Here is a 16,193-nt window from a genome sequence, read left to right as displayed (position 1 = left end):
CCCATTTTATAAGCTCTTCTATAGCAAGCTTAAAAAGATGTTCAACAGCGACCCCAGGGTCGCTTTTTTTGTCTGGAATATTTGCCGTCGCCCCCCGGCCCTGTGCTAAGGTAGCAAGGCAAAGGCTAAATTATGGAAGTATGTTTATGAGTCACCTGTTCGCCCATCTGGCCAGAATGAAACTTATCCAACGCTGGCCGCTGATGTATAACGTTCGCCCCGAGAATGTGCAGGAGCATTCGCTGCAGGTCGCCATGGTGGCCCATGCACTGGCGATCATCAGCAATAAGAAATTCAATACCTCGCTGGACCCCAATCAGGCCGCTACCATGGCCATATTTCACGATGCCAGTGAAATTCTCACGGGCGATCTGCCTACACCTGTGAAGTACTTCAATAAAGAGATCGAAGCCGAATACAAGAAGATCGAGGCCATCGCCGAACAGCGCATGCTGGAGATGGTGCCGGAGGAGTTCAAGGACGACTATCGCAGTCTGTTCGACAGCCAGGCGGCCGATCCCGTCTACAAGACGCTGGTCAAGTCGGCCGATACCCTATGTGCCTACCTCAAGTGCCTGGAAGAGAATCGCGCCGGGAATAGCGAGTTCAATACCGCCCGCAAGCGCCTGGAAGCCATGTTGGAAACCAACCCTGAACCTGCGGTGAGGTATTTCATCGATTGCTTCATCCCCAGCTTTAAACTCAATCTCGACGATATCAACAAGATGTTTTAAGGATGGCTATGACAACACCAGTGTGGCAGGAACGCCGCTTAGGCGAGGATAAACACAGGCGGGACGATCACCGCAGCCCTTATCAGAGAGACAGAGCCAGGATCTTGCATTCCGCCGCCTTCCGGCGCCTGCAAGCCAAGACTCAGGTGCTGGGTGTCGGCATGAATGACTTCTATCGCACCCGTCTGACCCATTCACTGGAGGTGTCACAGATAGGCACAGGCATAGCCGCCCAACTGAAACAGAAATTCCCCCAACACAGGCATCTGCTCGGCTCCATGAGCCTGCTGGAATCCCTCTGTCTGGCCCACGACATAGGTCATCCGCCTTTCGGCCACGGCGGCGAGATCGCCCTCAATTACATGATGCGCCTGCACGGCGGCTTCGAAGGCAACGGCCAGACCTTCAGGATCTTGACCCGGCTGGAACCTTATACCCTGGACTATGGCATGAACCTCTGCCGCCGTACCCTGCTGGGCATTCTCAAGTATCCGGCGCCCTATTCCCAGCTGCATATCCCGGGGGATACCGCCGCCATCACCAATCATAGGCAGCTAAAACCCGCACAATGGCCGCCGGTTAAGGGTATTTTCGACGACGATCGCGACATTCTCGATTGGGTGCTGGAGCCTCTGTCGCTCGACGACAAGATGTTATTCCAGAGCCACTATGACACCCAGAGTCATCACCGTACCCGTTTCATTTCCTTCGATTGCTCCATCATGGAGCTGGCCGATGACATAGCCTATGCGGTCCACGATCTGGAGGACGCCATCGTCATGGGGATCGTCAGTGCCGGACGCTGGCAGCAGGACGTGGCCCAGGTGTTGGCGCTCAGCCAGGATGCTTGGATCAGCAAGGAATTTGCCGCCATAGGGGATAAGTTATTCTCCCACCAACATCACCTGAGAAAAGATGCCATAGGCACACTGGTCAATGGCTTCGTGACCGCCATTTCCGTGGTCGAAAATACCGAGTTCAACGAGCCTCTGCTGCGCTGCAACGCCTGTCTGGCGCCGGCCTTTGCCGAGGCGCTGCAGGTGTTGAAACAATTCGTGTTTAAGTACGTGATCCGTAAGCCGGAAATCCAGATGCTCGAATACAAGGGACAGCAGCTGGTGATGGAGCTGTTCGAGGCCTTCGCTTCGGATCCCGAACGCCTGTTGCCGCTCAATACCCAGGAGCGCTGGCGGGAAGGCCAGGAAGCGGGCTTGAACGGGCATAGGGTGATAGCAGATTATATTTCCGGCATGACGGACGAGTTTGCCGGCCGGCTGCATCAACAGCTCTTCAGCCCCAAATCCGGTGCCATCATAGACCTGAGCCGGGAACTTTAGCCACCAGGCTCAACCCGGCGGCAAGAAAAAAGCCACCCTGGGGTGGCTTTTTCATTGGCTCTAAAGCCCTGTGTATCGAAAGCCAACTCAGAGCCCTTCGATGGCTTCCTTGCATAGGCGGGTGATCCTGTCCCAGTCGCCCTGCTCCATCGCATCCGTTGGGGCTATCCAGCTGCCACCGATACAGTCGACATTCTTCAGCGCCAGATAATCCTTGTAGCTGCTCGGGGTGATGCCGCCGGTCGGACAGAAACGTATGTCCGCCAGGGGACCCGAGAACGCCTTAAGCGCATCGACACCGCCGGAGGCTTCAGCCGGGAAAAACTTGAAGTTGCGATACCCCAGCTCCATGGCCGTCATCACCTCTGAGATGCTGGCGACGCCTGGGATCAAAGGTACAGTGCCCTTCATCGCCGCCTTCAGCAGCTCTGTGGTCGCCCCCGGAGTGATGATGAACTGGGCACCGGCGGCAACCGCCTGCGCCAGTTGCGCCTCATTCAACACAGTGCCGGCGCCCACCAGGGCCTCGGGCACTTCCTTGGCTATCTTGGTGATGGCTTCCAGGGCACAGGGGGTGCGCAGGGTCACTTCCAGGACGCTGATCCCGCCGGCAACCAGGGCCTTGGCCAGCGGCACAGCATGCTCTATCTTATTGATAACCATTACAGGAACAATAGGGCTGCGATTAAAAATATCTTGTGGCTGCAAAGACCAGTTATTCTCAAACATTGCGTCATTCTTCCTTAATAATTAGTAAAGTTCGTCGATGGCACTGGTGCTTCGTGCACCCGTCTCAGGACTGCTTAGGTTCGCCCTGAGCGCACCGAACAACTCGCGGCCCATGCCGTAGCGGGAGTGATGCAGATCGACAGCTTCGGCCTCCCGGGTCGCCAGTTCGGCCTCGGACACCAGGAGTGTCAGTTCGCCAGTCATGGCATTGACCCTGACTATGTCGCCGTCCCTGACCTTGGCGATCAAGCCGCCATCCAGCGCTTCGGGAGTCAAATGTATGGCCGCAGGCACCTTGCCCGAGGCACCGGACATGCGGCCATCGGTCAACAAGGCAACCTTGAAGCCCTTATCCTGCTGACTGCCGAGCATGGGGGTCAGTTTATGCAGTTCTGGCATGCCGTTGGCCTTCGGCCCTTGGCCCTTGACCACCACCACACAGTCTCTGTCCAGGGCTCCGGCCTTGAACAGGGCATCGAGTTTATTCTGATCGTCTATCACTATCGCCGGTGCTTCGACAATCCTATGCTTTTCCTGTACCGCAGACACCTTGATCACCGCCCTGCCCAGGTTACCCTTGAGCAGTTTGAGACCGCCGTTGCTCTGGAATGGCGCGGCGACGCCGGTCAAGACATCGGTATCCAGGCTCTGTGTCGGACCATCGACCCAGCGCAGTTCCCCGTCGAGCAATCTCGGCTCCTGGGTGTAGCGCCTCAGGCCCATGCCTGCCACTGTGTTGACATCTTCATGCAACAGGCCGGCATCGAGCAATTCCTTGATCAGGAAGGCCATGCCACCGGCGGCGTGGAAGTGGTTGATATCGGCCTGACCGTTGGGGTAGACCCGCGCCAGCAGAGGCACGGCATCGGACAATTCGGAGAAATCATCCCAGTTGACCAGGATACCGGCTGCGCGCGCGGCGGCGACGATATGCATGGTCAGGTTGGTGGAGCCGCCGGTGGCCAGCAGCGCCACTATGCCGTTGACCACGGACTTCTCATTGACGACTTCGCCTATGGGGGTGTACTGACTGCCCATCTCGGTCAGACGGCATACCTGTTTGGCGGCCACCGAGTTGAGCGCGGCCCGCAGCGGATCGTCCGGATTGACGAAGGAGGAACCCGGCAATTGCAGGCCCATGACTTCCAGCATGAGTTGGTTGGAATTGGCCGTGCCGTAGAAGGTACAAGTGCCGGCGCTATGATAAGACTGAGACTCGGCTTCGAGCAGCTTAGCCCTGTCGACCTTGCCCTGGGCGAATTGCTGCCGCACCCGTGCCTTTTCCTTGTTGGGAATACCGGATCTCATCGGCCCGGCAGGCACGAACAGCATGGGCAGATGGCCGAAGCTCAGGGCACCGATCAGCAGTCCTGGGACTATCTTGTCGCAGATCCCCAGCAACAGGGCGCCATCGAACATGTTGTGGGACAAGCCTATGGCGGTCGACATGGCGATGATCTCGCGGCTCAACAGGCTCAGCTCCATCCCGGGTTGTCCCTGGGTCACCCCGTCACACATGGCAGGCACGCCACCGGCGACCTGGGCCACGCTGCCGACTTCATGGCAGGCCTGCTTGAGGATAGCCGGATAGTCGCCGTAGGGCTGGTGCGCCGACAACATGTCGTTGAAGGCGGTGACTATGCCTATGTTGGCCTTGGTCAGATGACGCAGGGTGTTTTTATCATCCGGATTACAGGCGGCAAAACCATGGGCCAGGTTGCCGCAACTCAGGGAGCTGCGATGTACGCCCTTGGCTCTGGCATCGCCGAGCGCCTTCAGATAACGTTCACGGGGACCCTGGCTGCGGGCTATGATTCTGTCGGTAACAGCTTGGACTACTGAATGCATTGTGACTCCTTAAGCGCTCCAGAACACATCGACCGGGGTCTTGTGTTGGGCTAGTACGGCTCGGATTGGCATGGCTTTCACATCGTCACTCTCCAGGGCTTGACGATACACGGCAAGTTTTTGCTCCCCCACCAAGTGCAGGTAAATCTGCCGGCTATTCAAGATCCCGCTCTTGGAGAGGGTGATCCGCGGATGGGGCGCAGTGCTGGGATTAACGGCGGCGCAGAGGGCCTGGGTCGACAGCGCCAGCTCCAACTCGGCGGCGCACGGGAACCAGGAACAGGTATGGCCGTCATTGCCCATGCCCAGCACTACCACGTCGAAGGGCCGCGGGAAGTTGGCCAGGGACTCGGCGGCCATGTCACAGCCCAGCTCAGGGGTGGCAAACATGTTCTTCAAGCCACGAAACTTGGCATTGGCGGCTCGGTTCTGCAACAGATGCTCACGCACCAAACGCTCATTCGAATCCTGGGCATCGGCCTCGACCCAACGCTCATCGGCGAGGGTGATATAGACGTCACTCCAGTCTATGGCCTTGAGGCTCAGCTGTTGGAATAGCTTCAGCGGCGTCGAGCCCCCCGAGACCACCAGGCTGGCCTTGCCCCGGGCGTCGACCGCATGTTGCAGCTGACGGGCAATCCGCTCGGCCAGATCCTGCTCGAGTGCGGCGGGATTGGCGAAGGATTTAAAGACGGTTTCTTTTGGCATGTTCGGCTCCTTACTCATCCCAGGAACGGCCATCTTTGGTGATCAGGGCGACGGACGCCACGGGTCCCCAGGTGCCGGCAGGATAAGGTTTAGGCTTTTCATTGCTGGCTTCCCATGACTGTATGATGCCATCGACCCAGGTCCAGGCTTGCTCCACTTCATCGCGGCGCACGAATAACGCCTGGTTGCCCAGCATGGCTTCCAACAGCAGACGCTCGTAGGCGTCGGCGATACGCTCATTCTTGAAGGTATCCGAGAAACTCAGATCCAGCTTGGTGGTTTGCAGGCGCTGTTTCTGTTCCAGCCCAGGCACCTTGTTCATCATCTGGATCTCGACCCCTTCATGGGGCTGCAGACGTATGGTGAGCTTGTTCGGCGGCAGATTACGGTAGCTGGAGCGATACAGGTTATGGGGTGGATTCTTGAAATACACCACAATTTCCGAACTCTTGAACGGCATGCGCTTACCGCTGCGCAGGTAGAAAGGCACCCCGGCCCAGCGCCAGTTGTCTATGTCGACCCGCAGCGCCACGAAGCTCTCAGTGTTGGATTGCGTGTTGGCGCCCTCTTCTTCCAGGTAGCCAGGCACAGGGCTGCCCTTGAGGAAGCCGGCACTGTACTGACCGCGAACCGTATTCTCGTAGACGTTGTCGGCCGTGATGGGACGCAGCGACTTGAGCACTTTGACCTTCTCATCGCGGATGCTGTCGGCATCCAGATTCACCGGCGGATCCATGGCCACCAGGGTCAGGACCTGCAGCAGGTGGTTCTGGATCATGTCGCGCATCTGCCCGGCCTTATCGAAATAGCCCCAACGGCCTTCGATGCCCACCTCTTCGGCGACCGTGATCTGCACATGATCTATGGTGCGGTTATCCCACTTGGAGGCAAACAGGGAGTTGGCGAACCGCAGGGCGATCAGGTTCTGTACCGTCTCTTTACCCAGGTAATGATCGATGCGGTAAATCTGGCGCTCGCTGAAATAGGTCGACACCTGGTCGTTAATCACCCTGGAAGACTCGAGATCCGAGCCTATGGGTTTTTCCAGCACGACCCGGGTATCGCTGTGAATGAGATTCTGCTCATGCAGGCAACGGCCTATGTCGCCGAATATCGAAGGTGGCGTGGCGAAATAATTGACCATGACGCGCTTGGATGGCTCGAGTAACTCATGGAAGGCGCTGTAGCCGGCAGATTCGGTGAAGTTGGTGCCGATATAATGGCAGCGGGATAGGAAACGTTGGAGTGTGTCTTCGCAGAGAGATTCCTTGACGAAGGTGTTTAAAGCAAGCACCACTAACTCTTTGAACGCTTCCTGAGTAAACTCGTCTTTGGCGACACCTATGACCTTGGTGTCTACATTGAGTAACCCGGCTTTATCCAGCTGGTATAGAGAAGGTAACAACTTACGCCGCGCCAGGTCACCCTTGGTACCAAAGAGTACGAAGTCACAAGCTTTGGCTCCCGATGTTGTTTTGCCCATTGCTTTAAACTCTCCTTTTATTACTGCCCTGCTTCATCACAATGAAGATAAGCACACTTTTGTTGTAATATAACAACAGAAATTGTTAAATGCATCTAGAATTTGAAATTATTCATGCCGGGCTAAACTAGGCATTATCGGCATAAATCTGATATGCTTTTTGTGCTTAAATTACGATATCCGGTCAAAGCTTAGATAGAAAAGTTACTACATTCAGTTTTGGCCAGGTGTTTTTTACACTGCCTTGGTTTAATCCGAATTAATAAATAAAACAACAACTCGATTTCAGCGGACGTATGCGTATGAATACCTTAGAAAAGGTTCAAAAAAGCCTCACCCATTTCAGTAAGTCAGAACGCAAAGTTGCGGAAGTGATCCTGGCGTCACCGCAAACTGCCATCCATTCCAGCATAGCCACTCTGGCCAAGATGGCCGATGTCAGTGAACCCACAGTGAATCGCTTCTGCCGCCGCCTGGACACCAAGGGCTTTCCTGATTTTAAATTACATCTGGCACAAAGTCTTGCGAACGGCACTCCCTATGTGAGCCGCCACGTCGAAGAAGACGACTCCACAGACTCATATACGACAAAAATATTCGAATCTTCAATGGCTTCGCTCGACACTGCCAGACAGAGCTTAGACACGGCAGCAATAAACAAAGCCGTTGATATTCTGACTCAAGCTAAGACGATTTCCTTCTTCGGCCTGGGCGCCTCGGCCTCGGTCGCCCACGACGCCCAGAACAAATTTTTCCGTTTCAATGTCCCCGTCATTTGCTTCGATGATGTGCTGATGCAGCGCATGAGCTGCATCAACAGCAACGAAGGTGACGTCGTGGTGTTAATCTCCCACACAGGTCGAACTAAATCATTGATTGATATAGCAAGATTGGCGAGAGAGAACGGCGCTGCCGTCATAGGGATCACGGCGCGCAATTCACCTCTGTCGATGGAGTGCACCCTGCCCGTCACCATGGAAGTGCCGGAAGACACGGACATGTACCTGCCGATGGCGTCACGCCTGGCACAGCTGGTGACCATAGACGTGCTGGCGACCGGCTTTACCCTGCGCCGCGGCCCGCGTTTCAGGGACAACCTCAAACGGGTTAAGGAAGTGCTGAAAGAGTCCCGCATCAATAAAGATCCGATACTGTAATTCACTTTCCGGGCGTTAAAGCGCGGCTGTCATCGACGACAGCCGCTTTTTTTCGACTATTTTTCCCGTCATGACGCTAAAAATTTCCCGCTCGTGAAGATCATTTTGTTTGTAACTTTCCTACAAAAAGCGCTATTGTCTGCTAGTATATAAACAGAATTTTAAAAACTAACGGAGTATCCCATGTTCCGCAGAACCAAAATCGTCACTACCTTGGGTCCAGCGACCGATCGTGATGACAATCTACGCCGCATCATAGCTGCCGGCGCCAACGTTGTACGCCTCAATTTTTCCCACGGCTCACCGGAAGATCACCTGCAAAGGGCCAACCAGACCCGCGCCATCGCCAAGGAGCTGGGAGTGCATGTGGCCATTTTGGGTGACCTGCAGGGCCCCAAGATCCGGGTTTCCACCTTCAAAGACAATAAGAAGGTGCAACTGGACTTGGGCCAGGCCTTTATTCTCGATGCCGAATTGGCCAAGGGCGAAGGCGATGAGACTCAGGTGGGCATCGACTACAAAGAGTTACCCGATGATGTCAGGATAGGCGATATCTTGATGCTGGACGATGGCCGGGTGCAACTCAGGGTCGAGCGGGTCGAAGGCCGTAAGGTGTTCACCACGGTAACTGTAGCCGGTCCGCTCTCCAATAACAAAGGCATCAACAAGCAAGGCGGCGGCTTAACCGCACCTGCGTTGACCGAGAAAGATAAGGCCGACATACTCACGGCCGCGATGATCCAGGTCGATTACCTGGCCGTGTCCTTCCCGCGTACCGGTGCGGATCTCGATCTCGCCCGCGGTCTGGCCGAAGCTGCCGGCAGCAAGGCTCTGATAGTCGCCAAGGTGGAACGCGCCGAGGCTGTCGCCACGGATGCCGCCATGGACGATGTGATCCTGGCATCCGATGCCGTCATGGTGGCCCGTGGCGATCTCGGCGTCGAGATAGGCGATGCCGCGCTGGTGGCCGTGCAGAAGAAGCTCATCAGCCGCTCGCGTCAGCTTAACAAGACGGTGATCACCGCCACCCAGATGATGGAGTCGATGATCTCCAGCCCCATGCCGACCCGCGCCGAAGTGATGGACGTGGCCAACGCGGTACTCGATGGCACAGATGCCGTGATGCTGTCGGCCGAAACCGCCGCCGGTGATTTCCCCGAGGAAACCGTCAAGGCCATGGCCAATGTGTGCATCGGCGCCGAGGCGCACCCGAGCGTCAAGGTGTCCAAGCATAGAATGGATCAGAGCTTCACTTCGGTGGAAGAAACCATCGCCATGTCGACCATGTACGCCGCCAACCACCTCGAAGGCGTCAAGGCGATCATCGCCCTGACGGAATCGGGCGCGACGCCACTCATGATGTCACGCATCAGCTCGTCACTGCCGATTTTCGCCCTCTCCCGCCACCAGACGACCCTGGCCAAGATGGCACTCTATCGCGGTGTCATGCCTGTCTATTTCGACACCACTGTCCATGCGGCCGAGGAAGTGGCCCAGAAGGCGCTCGACTCATTGTCCGAGGCGGGTTTCCTGCAGAGCGGTGACATGGTGCTGATGACCAAGGGCGACGTGATGGAAACCATAGGCGGCACCAACACCTGCAAGGTGCTGATCGTTGCCTGATAGCCGGCTCGCCAGCTAGACCGCTGCATAAAAAAACCACCTCAATCGAGGTGGTTTTTTGTTTCTCAGCTAGGGCGATTACAACTTATCGAAATCGTCCACCAAGATGGCCGCCAGGCGCAGGGCATCGGCCGCCAGCAACTGTGTATGTTCTTCCTCTGTGATCACCGCCTGCTCCAGCGCAACGTCGAACAGGGTCAACATGGGCACTTTCGCCGGCAGCGCGCCACTGCGCTGGGCCTTCTTCAACTTCTTGTGCAAGCCCCTGCTGGCGTACTGGGCCAGGAAAGCCTGTTCCACCTCGGCTACGCCACCCGTGTCACCGGCAAAATCGGGACAGAGGAAAGTGAGCCTTTCTCTGGCGGGTCCGGGTTTCATCATCCCCTGGACCAACTCTGTCACTTGCTTGTCCGACGGGGCATTGAAGTGGTTGCCCAGAGGGAAGATCAGCACCCTCAACAGCCAGGCCACCGGGCGATTGGGGAAGTTGCGGATAGTATCTTCCAGGGCCTTGGCCGCCAGGTGCAGCCTCTGGGTCATGACATAACGCACCGCCGGCAGATCATCCTGTTGACGGCCATTGTCCTCGAACAGTTTCACCGTTGCCGAGCCCAGGTACAGCTGGCTCAGCACGTCCCCCATGCGGGCCGACAGCATTTCCTTGCGCTTGAGATCGCCGCCCATGATCAACATGGACGTATCGGTCAACAGCGCCAATGCAGCCGAGATCCGCGACATGTCTTTATAATACTGCCGCGTCTCGCCGCATACAGGGGCCGAAGCGAAGCGGCTGCCGGTCAAGGCGTTGGCCAGCGCGGAAAAGGCATTACGACAGGCATAACCCATATGGCCCAGCAGCAGCGCATCGAATCTTTCCTCGGCCTGCTCCTTATCCTCCATTGCCGCCGCTTCCATTTCGGGCAAGACGTAAGGGTGGCAGCGGGTTGCCCCCTGGCCGAAGATCATCAGGGAACGCGTGAGTATGTTCGCGCCCTCGACGGTAATAGAGATGGGGTTGGACATGTAGGGATGGCCCAAATAGTTCTTCGGTCCCAACTGAATGCCCTTGCCGGACTGGATATCCATGGCATCGTTGATCACATCCCGGCCCAGTTCCGTCATATGGTACTTGGCGATGGCGGTCACCACAGAAGGTTTAACCTTGAGATCTATCCCTGTGGTGGTCAGGCGGCGTGCCGCCTCCAGCTGATAGGTATTGGCAATGATGCGCGCCAGGGCTTCCTGCACCCCTTCGAAATGACCTATGGAGAGACCAAACTGCTGACGCACATAGCTATAGGCAGTCGTCGTCTTGGTTGCCATGTGGCCGGACGCCGTCGCCAGCGCCGGCAGGGAAATGCCGCGGCCGGCCGACAAACACTCGACCAGCATACGCCAGCCCTTACCGGCAAACTGGGGCCCGCCGATGATCCAATCCAGGGGAATGAAGACTTGCTCACCCCGGGTGGTGCCATTCATGAAGGCCATGTCGAGCGGATTATGCCTGCGGCCTATCTCGACTCCCGGGTGATCTGTGGGGATCAGCGCGCAGGTAATGCCCAGATTCACCTTATCACCCAACAAGGCATCGGGATCCTGCATCTGGAACGCCAATCCCAGCACAGTCGCCACCGGGGCCAGTGTGATATAGCGTTTGTCCCAGGTCAGTTTGAGGCCGAGCATCTCTTCACCATTGAAGCTCTCGCGACACACGATACCGACATCGGGAATGGCGCCGGCGTCCGAGCCGGCTTCGGGGCCGGTCAAGGCGAAGCAGGGAATCTCATCACCCTTGGCCAGCGCCGGCAACCAACGCTCCTTCTGCTCAGTGGTGCCATAGTGGGTCAGCAGCTCTCCCGGACCGAGCGAGTTGGGCACCATGACGGTCACCGCCGCGCTCACGCTGCGACTGGCCAACTTGCTGACAATGGTCGAGTTGGCATAGGCAGAGAAGGCCTTGCCGCCATACTTCTTGGGGATGATCAGGGCGAAGAAGCCTTGCTCCTTAAAGTATTGCCACAGCTCAGGCGGTAAATCCTTGCGATTATGCACTATGTCGAAATCGTCTATCATGGTGAGCGCTGTCATCACCTGATTGTCGATGAAGTCTTTCTCTTCGGCCGTTAGCGCCGGCTTGCCATAGCTATGCAGGGTATTCCAGTTGGGTTTGCCGCGAAACAGCTCCCCTTCCCACCAGACATCGCCGGCTTCCATGGCTTCTTTTTCCGTGTCAGACAGGGGCGGCAGCACTTTCTTGAAGAAAGAAAATACCGGCCGGGTGATCACTTGCATCCTGACGGCTGGTACGGCAAACACTATCACTATGGCTAACAATACAAGCAGTAGGATACTCATAGCAGACCTTTTTCATTGTTGATGACGGGAACGGCAACACCGGCTGCCATGTAGGGGATCACTTTTCTGATCACGGCTTCAATATCATTATGTTCGCCAAAATCGGCGGCAGCAATTTCGGTCAGGGCGTCGGCCGAGGCCATGGTAAAGACCACAGTGCCCAAGGTGAAATGCAAGCGCCAGAACATCTCGGCCGACGGAATATGGGGGACACTGGCCTGTACTGCCTTGACAAACTTGGCCAAGGGCTCGCCATAGTGAGTCGTGATAAACCAGCGCAGATGGCCCTGGCTCTCTATGTAACCCCGTCCCAGCAGCTGCAGGAAGATAGTCGTGCCTTCGGCGCGCAACTTGTTGAGTTCGAGCAGTGGCGCCACCAGCGCGGAAAAAATCTCATCGAGCGACGCCTGATTCGGCGCCGTATGCAGCCGGCTGATTTCTTTGGCCGCCGCCGGCATGAAGACATCCAGATAACGGGCCAACACGGCACGGATCAACTCTTTCTTCGAGCCGAAGTGATAATTGACCGATGCCAGATTGACTTCTGCCTTGCTGGTGATCAGCCTCAGGGAGGTCTCGGAGAAGCCCCGCTCGGCGAACAGTTTCTCTGCCGCATCGAGTATTCTTGTTTTTGTATCGGATCGACTTGCCATTCACAGCCCTTGAATTGATTTAAAACACTCGTTTAAATTAAACATTGCCACAGCATAAGTCAAACTAAAAATCCCTGTAACAACTGAGACTCACCGCCATAAAATGCGTGGTTTTCAACTAAGACTGGGGCGCCAATGTACAAAACTGCCCTGGCTTGGCTACACTGGACAACACCAAAACCCACAAGGACGAATAATGATAACCCTCTCTTCCCCTGCCACTTCCAAGCTGGCGCTGCTGGTGGCGCTCGCCCTGGGCTTAACCGCCTGTAACCGGGACAGTGCCGAGCAGCCACAGGCGGCCAAGCCCATGGCCGTCAAGCCCGTCGACCAGGCCGAAGCCTTAAGCTTCATCAGGGATGCCGAAACCGATCTGGCACAACTCTCCATCGAAGCCAACCGGGCCGAATGGATCTACAGCAATTTCATCACCCAAGATACCGCCGCCCTGTCGGCCGTCGTTGGCGAGAAACTGACGGCCAGCTCGGTAAAATATGCCACCCAGGCGGCCAAATACGCTCAGCTGCCACTGGATCCTGTCAATGCCCGCAAGCTCAAAATCCTCCGCAGTGCCCTGGTCCTGCCGGCCCCCCTGGATCCGCAAAAGAATGCCGAGCTGGCCAAGATCAGCTCGGAACTCAATGGCCTCTATGGCAAAGGCAAGTATTGCTTCGGCGATGGCCGCTGCCTGACCCAACCCGAGCTCTCCAGCATCATGGCCGAATCCCGGGATCCGGCGCAACTGCTCGAGGTCTGGCAAGGCTGGCGTAACATAGCCAAGCCCATGCGCCCGCTGTTCGAACGTGAGGTAGAGTTGGCCAATCAAGGGGCTCAGGATCTGGGTTATGCCAACTTGTCCGAATTGTGGCGCAGTCAATATGATATGCAGCCGGACGACTTCTCTGCCGAACTCGACAGGCTCTGGGGCCAGGTCAAGCCCCTGTACGAGTCCCTGCATTGCTATGTGCGCGGCGAGCTCAATGCAAGCTACGGTGATGAGACAGTGCCCAAGACAGGCCCTATCCCGGCCCATCTGCTGGGCAACATGTGGGCCCAGCAATGGGGTAATATCTACGACATGGTCGCCCCCAAGGACGCAGATCCCGGCTATGACGTCACCCAACTGCTGGCAGAGCATGGCTATGATGAACACAAGATGGTCAAGCAGGCGGAAAGCTTCTTCACCTCCCTGGGCTTCGATGCCTTGCCTGACAGCTTCTGGACACGCTCGCTATTCGTGCAACCCAGAGACAGGGACGTCGTCTGCCACGCCTCCGCCTGGGATCTGGACAATGAGGAAGATCTTCGTATCAAGATGTGTATCCAGAAAACGGCCGAAGACTTTAGCGTCATTCACCACGAGCTAGGGCATAATTTCTACCAGCGCGCCTATAAGGATCAGCCCTTCATCTTCAAGAATAGCGCCAACGACGGCTTCCATGAGGCCATAGGCGATACCATAGCCCTGTCCATCACCCCGAATTACCTCAAGCAGATAGGTCTGCTCGATGAGGTGCCCGATGCCTCCAAGGACATAGGCTTGCTGCTCAAGCAGGCGCTGGACAAGATAGCCTTCCTGCCCTTCGGCCTGATGATAGATCAATGGCGCTGGAAGGTGTTCAGCGGTGAGATCAGCCCGGCTCAGTACAACCAGGCCTGGTGGGAAATGAGGAATAAGTATCAGGGCGTGAGCGCGCCCGTTAGCCGCGATGAGACAGACTTCGATCCAGGGGCCAAGTACCATGTGCCGGGCAATGTCCCCTACACACGTTATTTCTTGGCCCATATACTGCAGTTTCAGTTCCATAGGGCCCTGTGTGATATTGCCGGCGATACAGGCCCGGTGCATCGCTGCAGCATCTATGGCAATAAGGACGCCGGTGCCAAGCTCAACCAAATGCTGCAAATGGGTCAGAGCCAACCCTGGCCCGACGCCTTGGCCACTGTGACCGGCAAAAAGCGCATGGATGCCGAGGCGGTATTGGATTACTTCGCGCCACTGCAGACCTGGCTGGATGAGCAGAACCAGCAGGCCAAACGTCAATGTGGCTGGTAGCCCTGCGGCCAGTCGGCTAAGGTCGGGAAAGCCACGACAGGCCTGGTTGTCATAGTCAAAACGCCCTCTGAGGGCGTTTTTTATGGGCGGTCAAGCTGGATCCTGAGCTCAAGACTCGGGCTCAAGTTACAGGCACAGGTTACAGGCTCTGGTTACAGATCCAGGCCCCAGCCCAAGTCGTGGAAAGCCACGCCCAGTGACCGGCTTAAGCTCATCCCCGGGCCGCAGCAGGCCCCGCCAGGCCGTGATGGAACACACTTTGTAAACATTCAATACTTTAGTTAATCAGGGTCATACATTATAGTTGCCCCTACGATAGCCAAGCAGACCCCATTTAATGAGATTTTTGTTACTCACCCTTAGTTTGTTACTCTGTTCCCTGGTGGTTGCCAAGGCAGCCCCCCCTTTGTCGGAAGATGATCAGGCGCTGAATCTCAACTATGACCAATTCGTGCTCGCCTTCAGTCAATTGGAGCCGCAAATCATAGAGAAGCTCTATGCCGACAACGCTTGTTATGTATCGGAAAACCAAGATAAAGGTATTGTAGAAGGCCGGGAAAACATACTGGCACTCTACAAGGCATTTTTCGGCAAGATCCGCGCCAAGAACGCCCAGATAGACATAGACTTCCGGGTGGTGAACCGCCAGATCGAAGACAAGAGCGCCACGGATGTCGGCTATTACCTGGTCAGGTTTTACCCCGCCGCCGAGACGGAAGAACCTGTGAGTGAATTTGCCGGCAAGTTTGTGATGATGGCCAAGAAACGCCCGGATGGAAAATGGCATCTGACGGTCGACACCAACAATCGCGCCGAACCCAGCTTCTATTTCAGTGCCAAGCCCAGTCAAAATTGGTATTTTGGTCGCCAATTCTCCCCCTTACCCCCCGCAGCAAAACATGATTAACCCAGATAAAAATTGCCCTTGCGGCACAGGAAAGCCTTACAACCTCTGTTGTCAGCCGTTCCATTCGGGCGACAGCCTGCCCCAGACGCCAGAGCAACTGATGCGTTCACGCTACGCCGCCTTTGCCTTGAAAAAATTTGATTACATCCTCGCCAGCCAGCACCCGGAGTTCCTTGGCGGCCTGACGCTGGCGGAATTGGCGCGGGAGCCATCACCCAGCTGGCTGGGCCTGGATGTCCTAGACTCGAGTCAGGAGCAAGATAGAGGCGAGGTCAGCTTCAAGGCCTGGTATCGGCTCGATGGCCGTCTGGAAGTGATCCATGAGCATTCGCTCTTCGTGCGCGAGCAGGGACGTTGGTATTACACCCAGGGGGAGCAGTTGGCGGCCAAACTTCCGGGTCGCAACGATCCTTGTGTCTGCCACAGCGGCAAGAAATTCAAACAATGTTGCGCCCGCACAGACTAACTGCACTTACTAACCTGCGCATACTAGACTGCATTTACTAAAAGTGACGCCCGCAGCTCCTGGCAACAGCGGCCAAGGCTTAGTGACAGCAGGAGTGCCAAGGCATCTGACTCTGATGCAATATGAGCGGTTCAATG

The 16,193-nt window shown here is 56.4% G+C and carries 13 protein-coding genes; 7 read left to right on the top strand and 6 right to left on the bottom strand.

Annotated elements, in window-relative coordinates:
- Positions 1-146: 146 nt before the first annotated feature.
- Together yfbR and HC757_RS01735 are read left to right on the top strand one after the other, a co-directional pair.
- A complete protein-coding gene (yfbR, locus tag HC757_RS01740) occupies positions 147-734 on the top strand; it encodes a 5'-deoxynucleotidase (RefSeq protein ID WP_169562521.1) in 588 nt (195 codons plus the stop codon).
- Between the two features lie 8 nt (positions 735-742).
- Positions 743-2,071 carry an anti-phage deoxyguanosine triphosphatase gene (locus HC757_RS01735; protein ID WP_169562520.1) on the top strand — a complete coding sequence of 443 codons (1,329 nt, stop codon included), beginning with the start codon at positions 743-745 and terminating at the stop codon, positions 2,069-2,071.
- Positions 2,072-2,158: 87 nt separating this feature from the next.
- Here HC757_RS01735 and HC757_RS01730 read toward each other — a convergent pair whose 3' ends face one another.
- From HC757_RS01730 to zwf, 4 genes are read right to left on the bottom strand one after another with little or no spacing between them, the layout of a single operon-like run.
- Complete coding sequence (locus HC757_RS01730) at positions 2,159-2,800, bottom strand: bifunctional 4-hydroxy-2-oxoglutarate aldolase/2-dehydro-3-deoxy-phosphogluconate aldolase (RefSeq protein WP_169562519.1); 642 nt, start codon at positions 2,798-2,800, stop codon at positions 2,159-2,161.
- Positions 2,801-2,821: 21 nt separating this feature from the next.
- Positions 2,822-4,648 (bottom strand): phosphogluconate dehydratase, encoded by a 1,827-nt coding sequence (gene edd / locus HC757_RS01725; RefSeq protein WP_169562518.1) that lies wholly within the window; start codon positions 4,646-4,648, stop codon positions 2,822-2,824.
- A 9-nt stretch (positions 4,649-4,657) separates the two neighbouring features.
- Positions 4,658-5,356, bottom strand: a complete 699-nt coding sequence (pgl, locus tag HC757_RS01720; protein ID WP_169562517.1) for a 6-phosphogluconolactonase — start codon at positions 5,354-5,356, stop codon at positions 4,658-4,660.
- 10 nt (positions 5,357-5,366) lie between these two features.
- The gene (zwf, locus tag HC757_RS01715; protein ID WP_169562516.1) at positions 5,367-6,839 is read right to left on the bottom strand and encodes a glucose-6-phosphate dehydrogenase; all 1,473 of its coding nucleotides are present in this window, start codon (positions 6,837-6,839) and stop codon (positions 5,367-5,369) included.
- Positions 6,840-7,141: 302 nt separating this feature from the next.
- On the opposite strand from zwf, the gene HC757_RS01710 reads away from it, so the two are divergent.
- Positions 7,142-7,996, top strand: coding sequence for a MurR/RpiR family transcriptional regulator (locus HC757_RS01710; protein ID WP_169562515.1), 855 nt, complete (start codon positions 7,142-7,144; stop codon positions 7,994-7,996).
- 183 nt (positions 7,997-8,179) lie between these two features.
- Positions 8,180-9,619, top strand: coding sequence for a pyruvate kinase (pyk, locus tag HC757_RS01705; protein WP_169562514.1), 1,440 nt, complete (start codon positions 8,180-8,182; stop codon positions 9,617-9,619).
- A gap of 78 nt (positions 9,620-9,697) precedes the next feature.
- Here pyk and HC757_RS01700 read toward each other — a convergent pair whose 3' ends face one another.
- The gene (locus HC757_RS01700) at positions 9,698-11,974 is read right to left on the bottom strand and encodes an acyl-CoA dehydrogenase (RefSeq protein WP_169562513.1); all 2,277 of its coding nucleotides are present in this window, start codon (positions 11,972-11,974) and stop codon (positions 9,698-9,700) included.
- On the bottom strand, positions 11,971-12,627 hold the full coding sequence (gene psrA, locus HC757_RS01695; protein ID WP_169562512.1) for a TetR family transcriptional repressor PsrA: 657 nt from the start codon (positions 12,625-12,627) through the stop codon (positions 11,971-11,973). Before psrA ends, HC757_RS01700 begins: the two co-directional genes overlap by 4 nt.
- A 196-nt stretch (positions 12,628-12,823) precedes the next feature.
- Here psrA and HC757_RS01690 point away from each other — a divergent pair, with 196 nt between their 5' ends.
- The 3 genes from HC757_RS01690 to HC757_RS01680 all read left to right on the top strand — a co-directional run bounded on the left by HC757_RS01690 (position 12,824) and on the right by HC757_RS01680 (position 16,056).
- Positions 12,824-14,683, top strand: a complete 1,860-nt coding sequence (locus HC757_RS01690) for a M2 family metallopeptidase (RefSeq protein WP_211164223.1) — start codon at positions 12,824-12,826, stop codon at positions 14,681-14,683.
- 337 nt (positions 14,684-15,020) lie between these two features.
- A complete protein-coding gene (locus HC757_RS01685; RefSeq protein ID WP_169562511.1) occupies positions 15,021-15,590 on the top strand; it encodes a YybH family protein in 570 nt (189 codons plus the stop codon).
- Positions 15,583-16,056, top strand: coding sequence for a YchJ family protein (locus tag HC757_RS01680; RefSeq protein ID WP_169562510.1), 474 nt, complete (start codon positions 15,583-15,585; stop codon positions 16,054-16,056). Before HC757_RS01685 ends, HC757_RS01680 begins: the two co-directional genes overlap by 8 nt.
- The last annotated feature ends 137 nt before the right edge of the window (positions 16,057-16,193 follow it).

It is taken from the genome of Shewanella salipaludis (assembly GCF_012911865.1).
Lineage (GTDB): Bacteria > Pseudomonadota > Gammaproteobacteria > Enterobacterales > Shewanellaceae > Shewanella > Shewanella salipaludis.
The sequence above is the reverse complement of the archived record's forward strand: the minus strand, read 5'-3'. Positions and strand labels throughout refer to the sequence as shown.

Excerpts from the sequence above, each read along its gene's own strand:
- HC757_RS01730 (WP_169562519.1), bottom strand. The coding sequence starts at position 2,800 with ATGTTTGAGAATAACTGGTCTTTGCAGCCACAAGATATTTTTAATCGC.
- HC757_RS01710 (WP_169562515.1), top strand. The coding sequence starts at position 7,142 with ATGAATACCTTAGAAAAGGTTCAAAAAAGCCTCACCCATTTCAGTAAG.
- HC757_RS01680 (WP_169562510.1), top strand. The coding sequence starts at position 15,583 with ATGATTAACCCAGATAAAAATTGCCCTTGCGGCACAGGAAAGCCTTAC.
- pyk (WP_169562514.1), top strand. The coding sequence starts at position 8,180 with ATGTTCCGCAGAACCAAAATCGTCACTACCTTGGGTCCAGCGACCGAT.
- HC757_RS01735 (WP_169562520.1), top strand. The coding sequence starts at position 743 with ATGACAACACCAGTGTGGCAGGAACGCCGCTTAGGCGAGGATAAACAC.
- HC757_RS01690 (WP_211164223.1), top strand. The coding sequence starts at position 12,824 with ATGATAACCCTCTCTTCCCCTGCCACTTCCAAGCTGGCGCTGCTGGTG.
- edd (WP_169562518.1), bottom strand. The coding sequence starts at position 4,648 with ATGCATTCAGTAGTCCAAGCTGTTACCGACAGAATCATAGCCCGCAGC.
- HC757_RS01700 (WP_169562513.1), bottom strand. The coding sequence starts at position 11,974 with ATGAGTATCCTACTGCTTGTATTGTTAGCCATAGTGATAGTGTTTGCC.
- yfbR (WP_169562521.1), top strand. The coding sequence starts at position 147 with ATGAGTCACCTGTTCGCCCATCTGGCCAGAATGAAACTTATCCAACGC.
- pgl (WP_169562517.1), bottom strand. The coding sequence starts at position 5,356 with ATGCCAAAAGAAACCGTCTTTAAATCCTTCGCCAATCCCGCCGCACTC.
- HC757_RS01685 (WP_169562511.1), top strand. The coding sequence starts at position 15,021 with ATGAGATTTTTGTTACTCACCCTTAGTTTGTTACTCTGTTCCCTGGTG.
- psrA (WP_169562512.1), bottom strand. The coding sequence starts at position 12,627 with ATGGCAAGTCGATCCGATACAAAAACAAGAATACTCGATGCGGCAGAG.
- zwf (WP_169562516.1), bottom strand. The coding sequence starts at position 6,839 with ATGGGCAAAACAACATCGGGAGCCAAAGCTTGTGACTTCGTACTCTTT.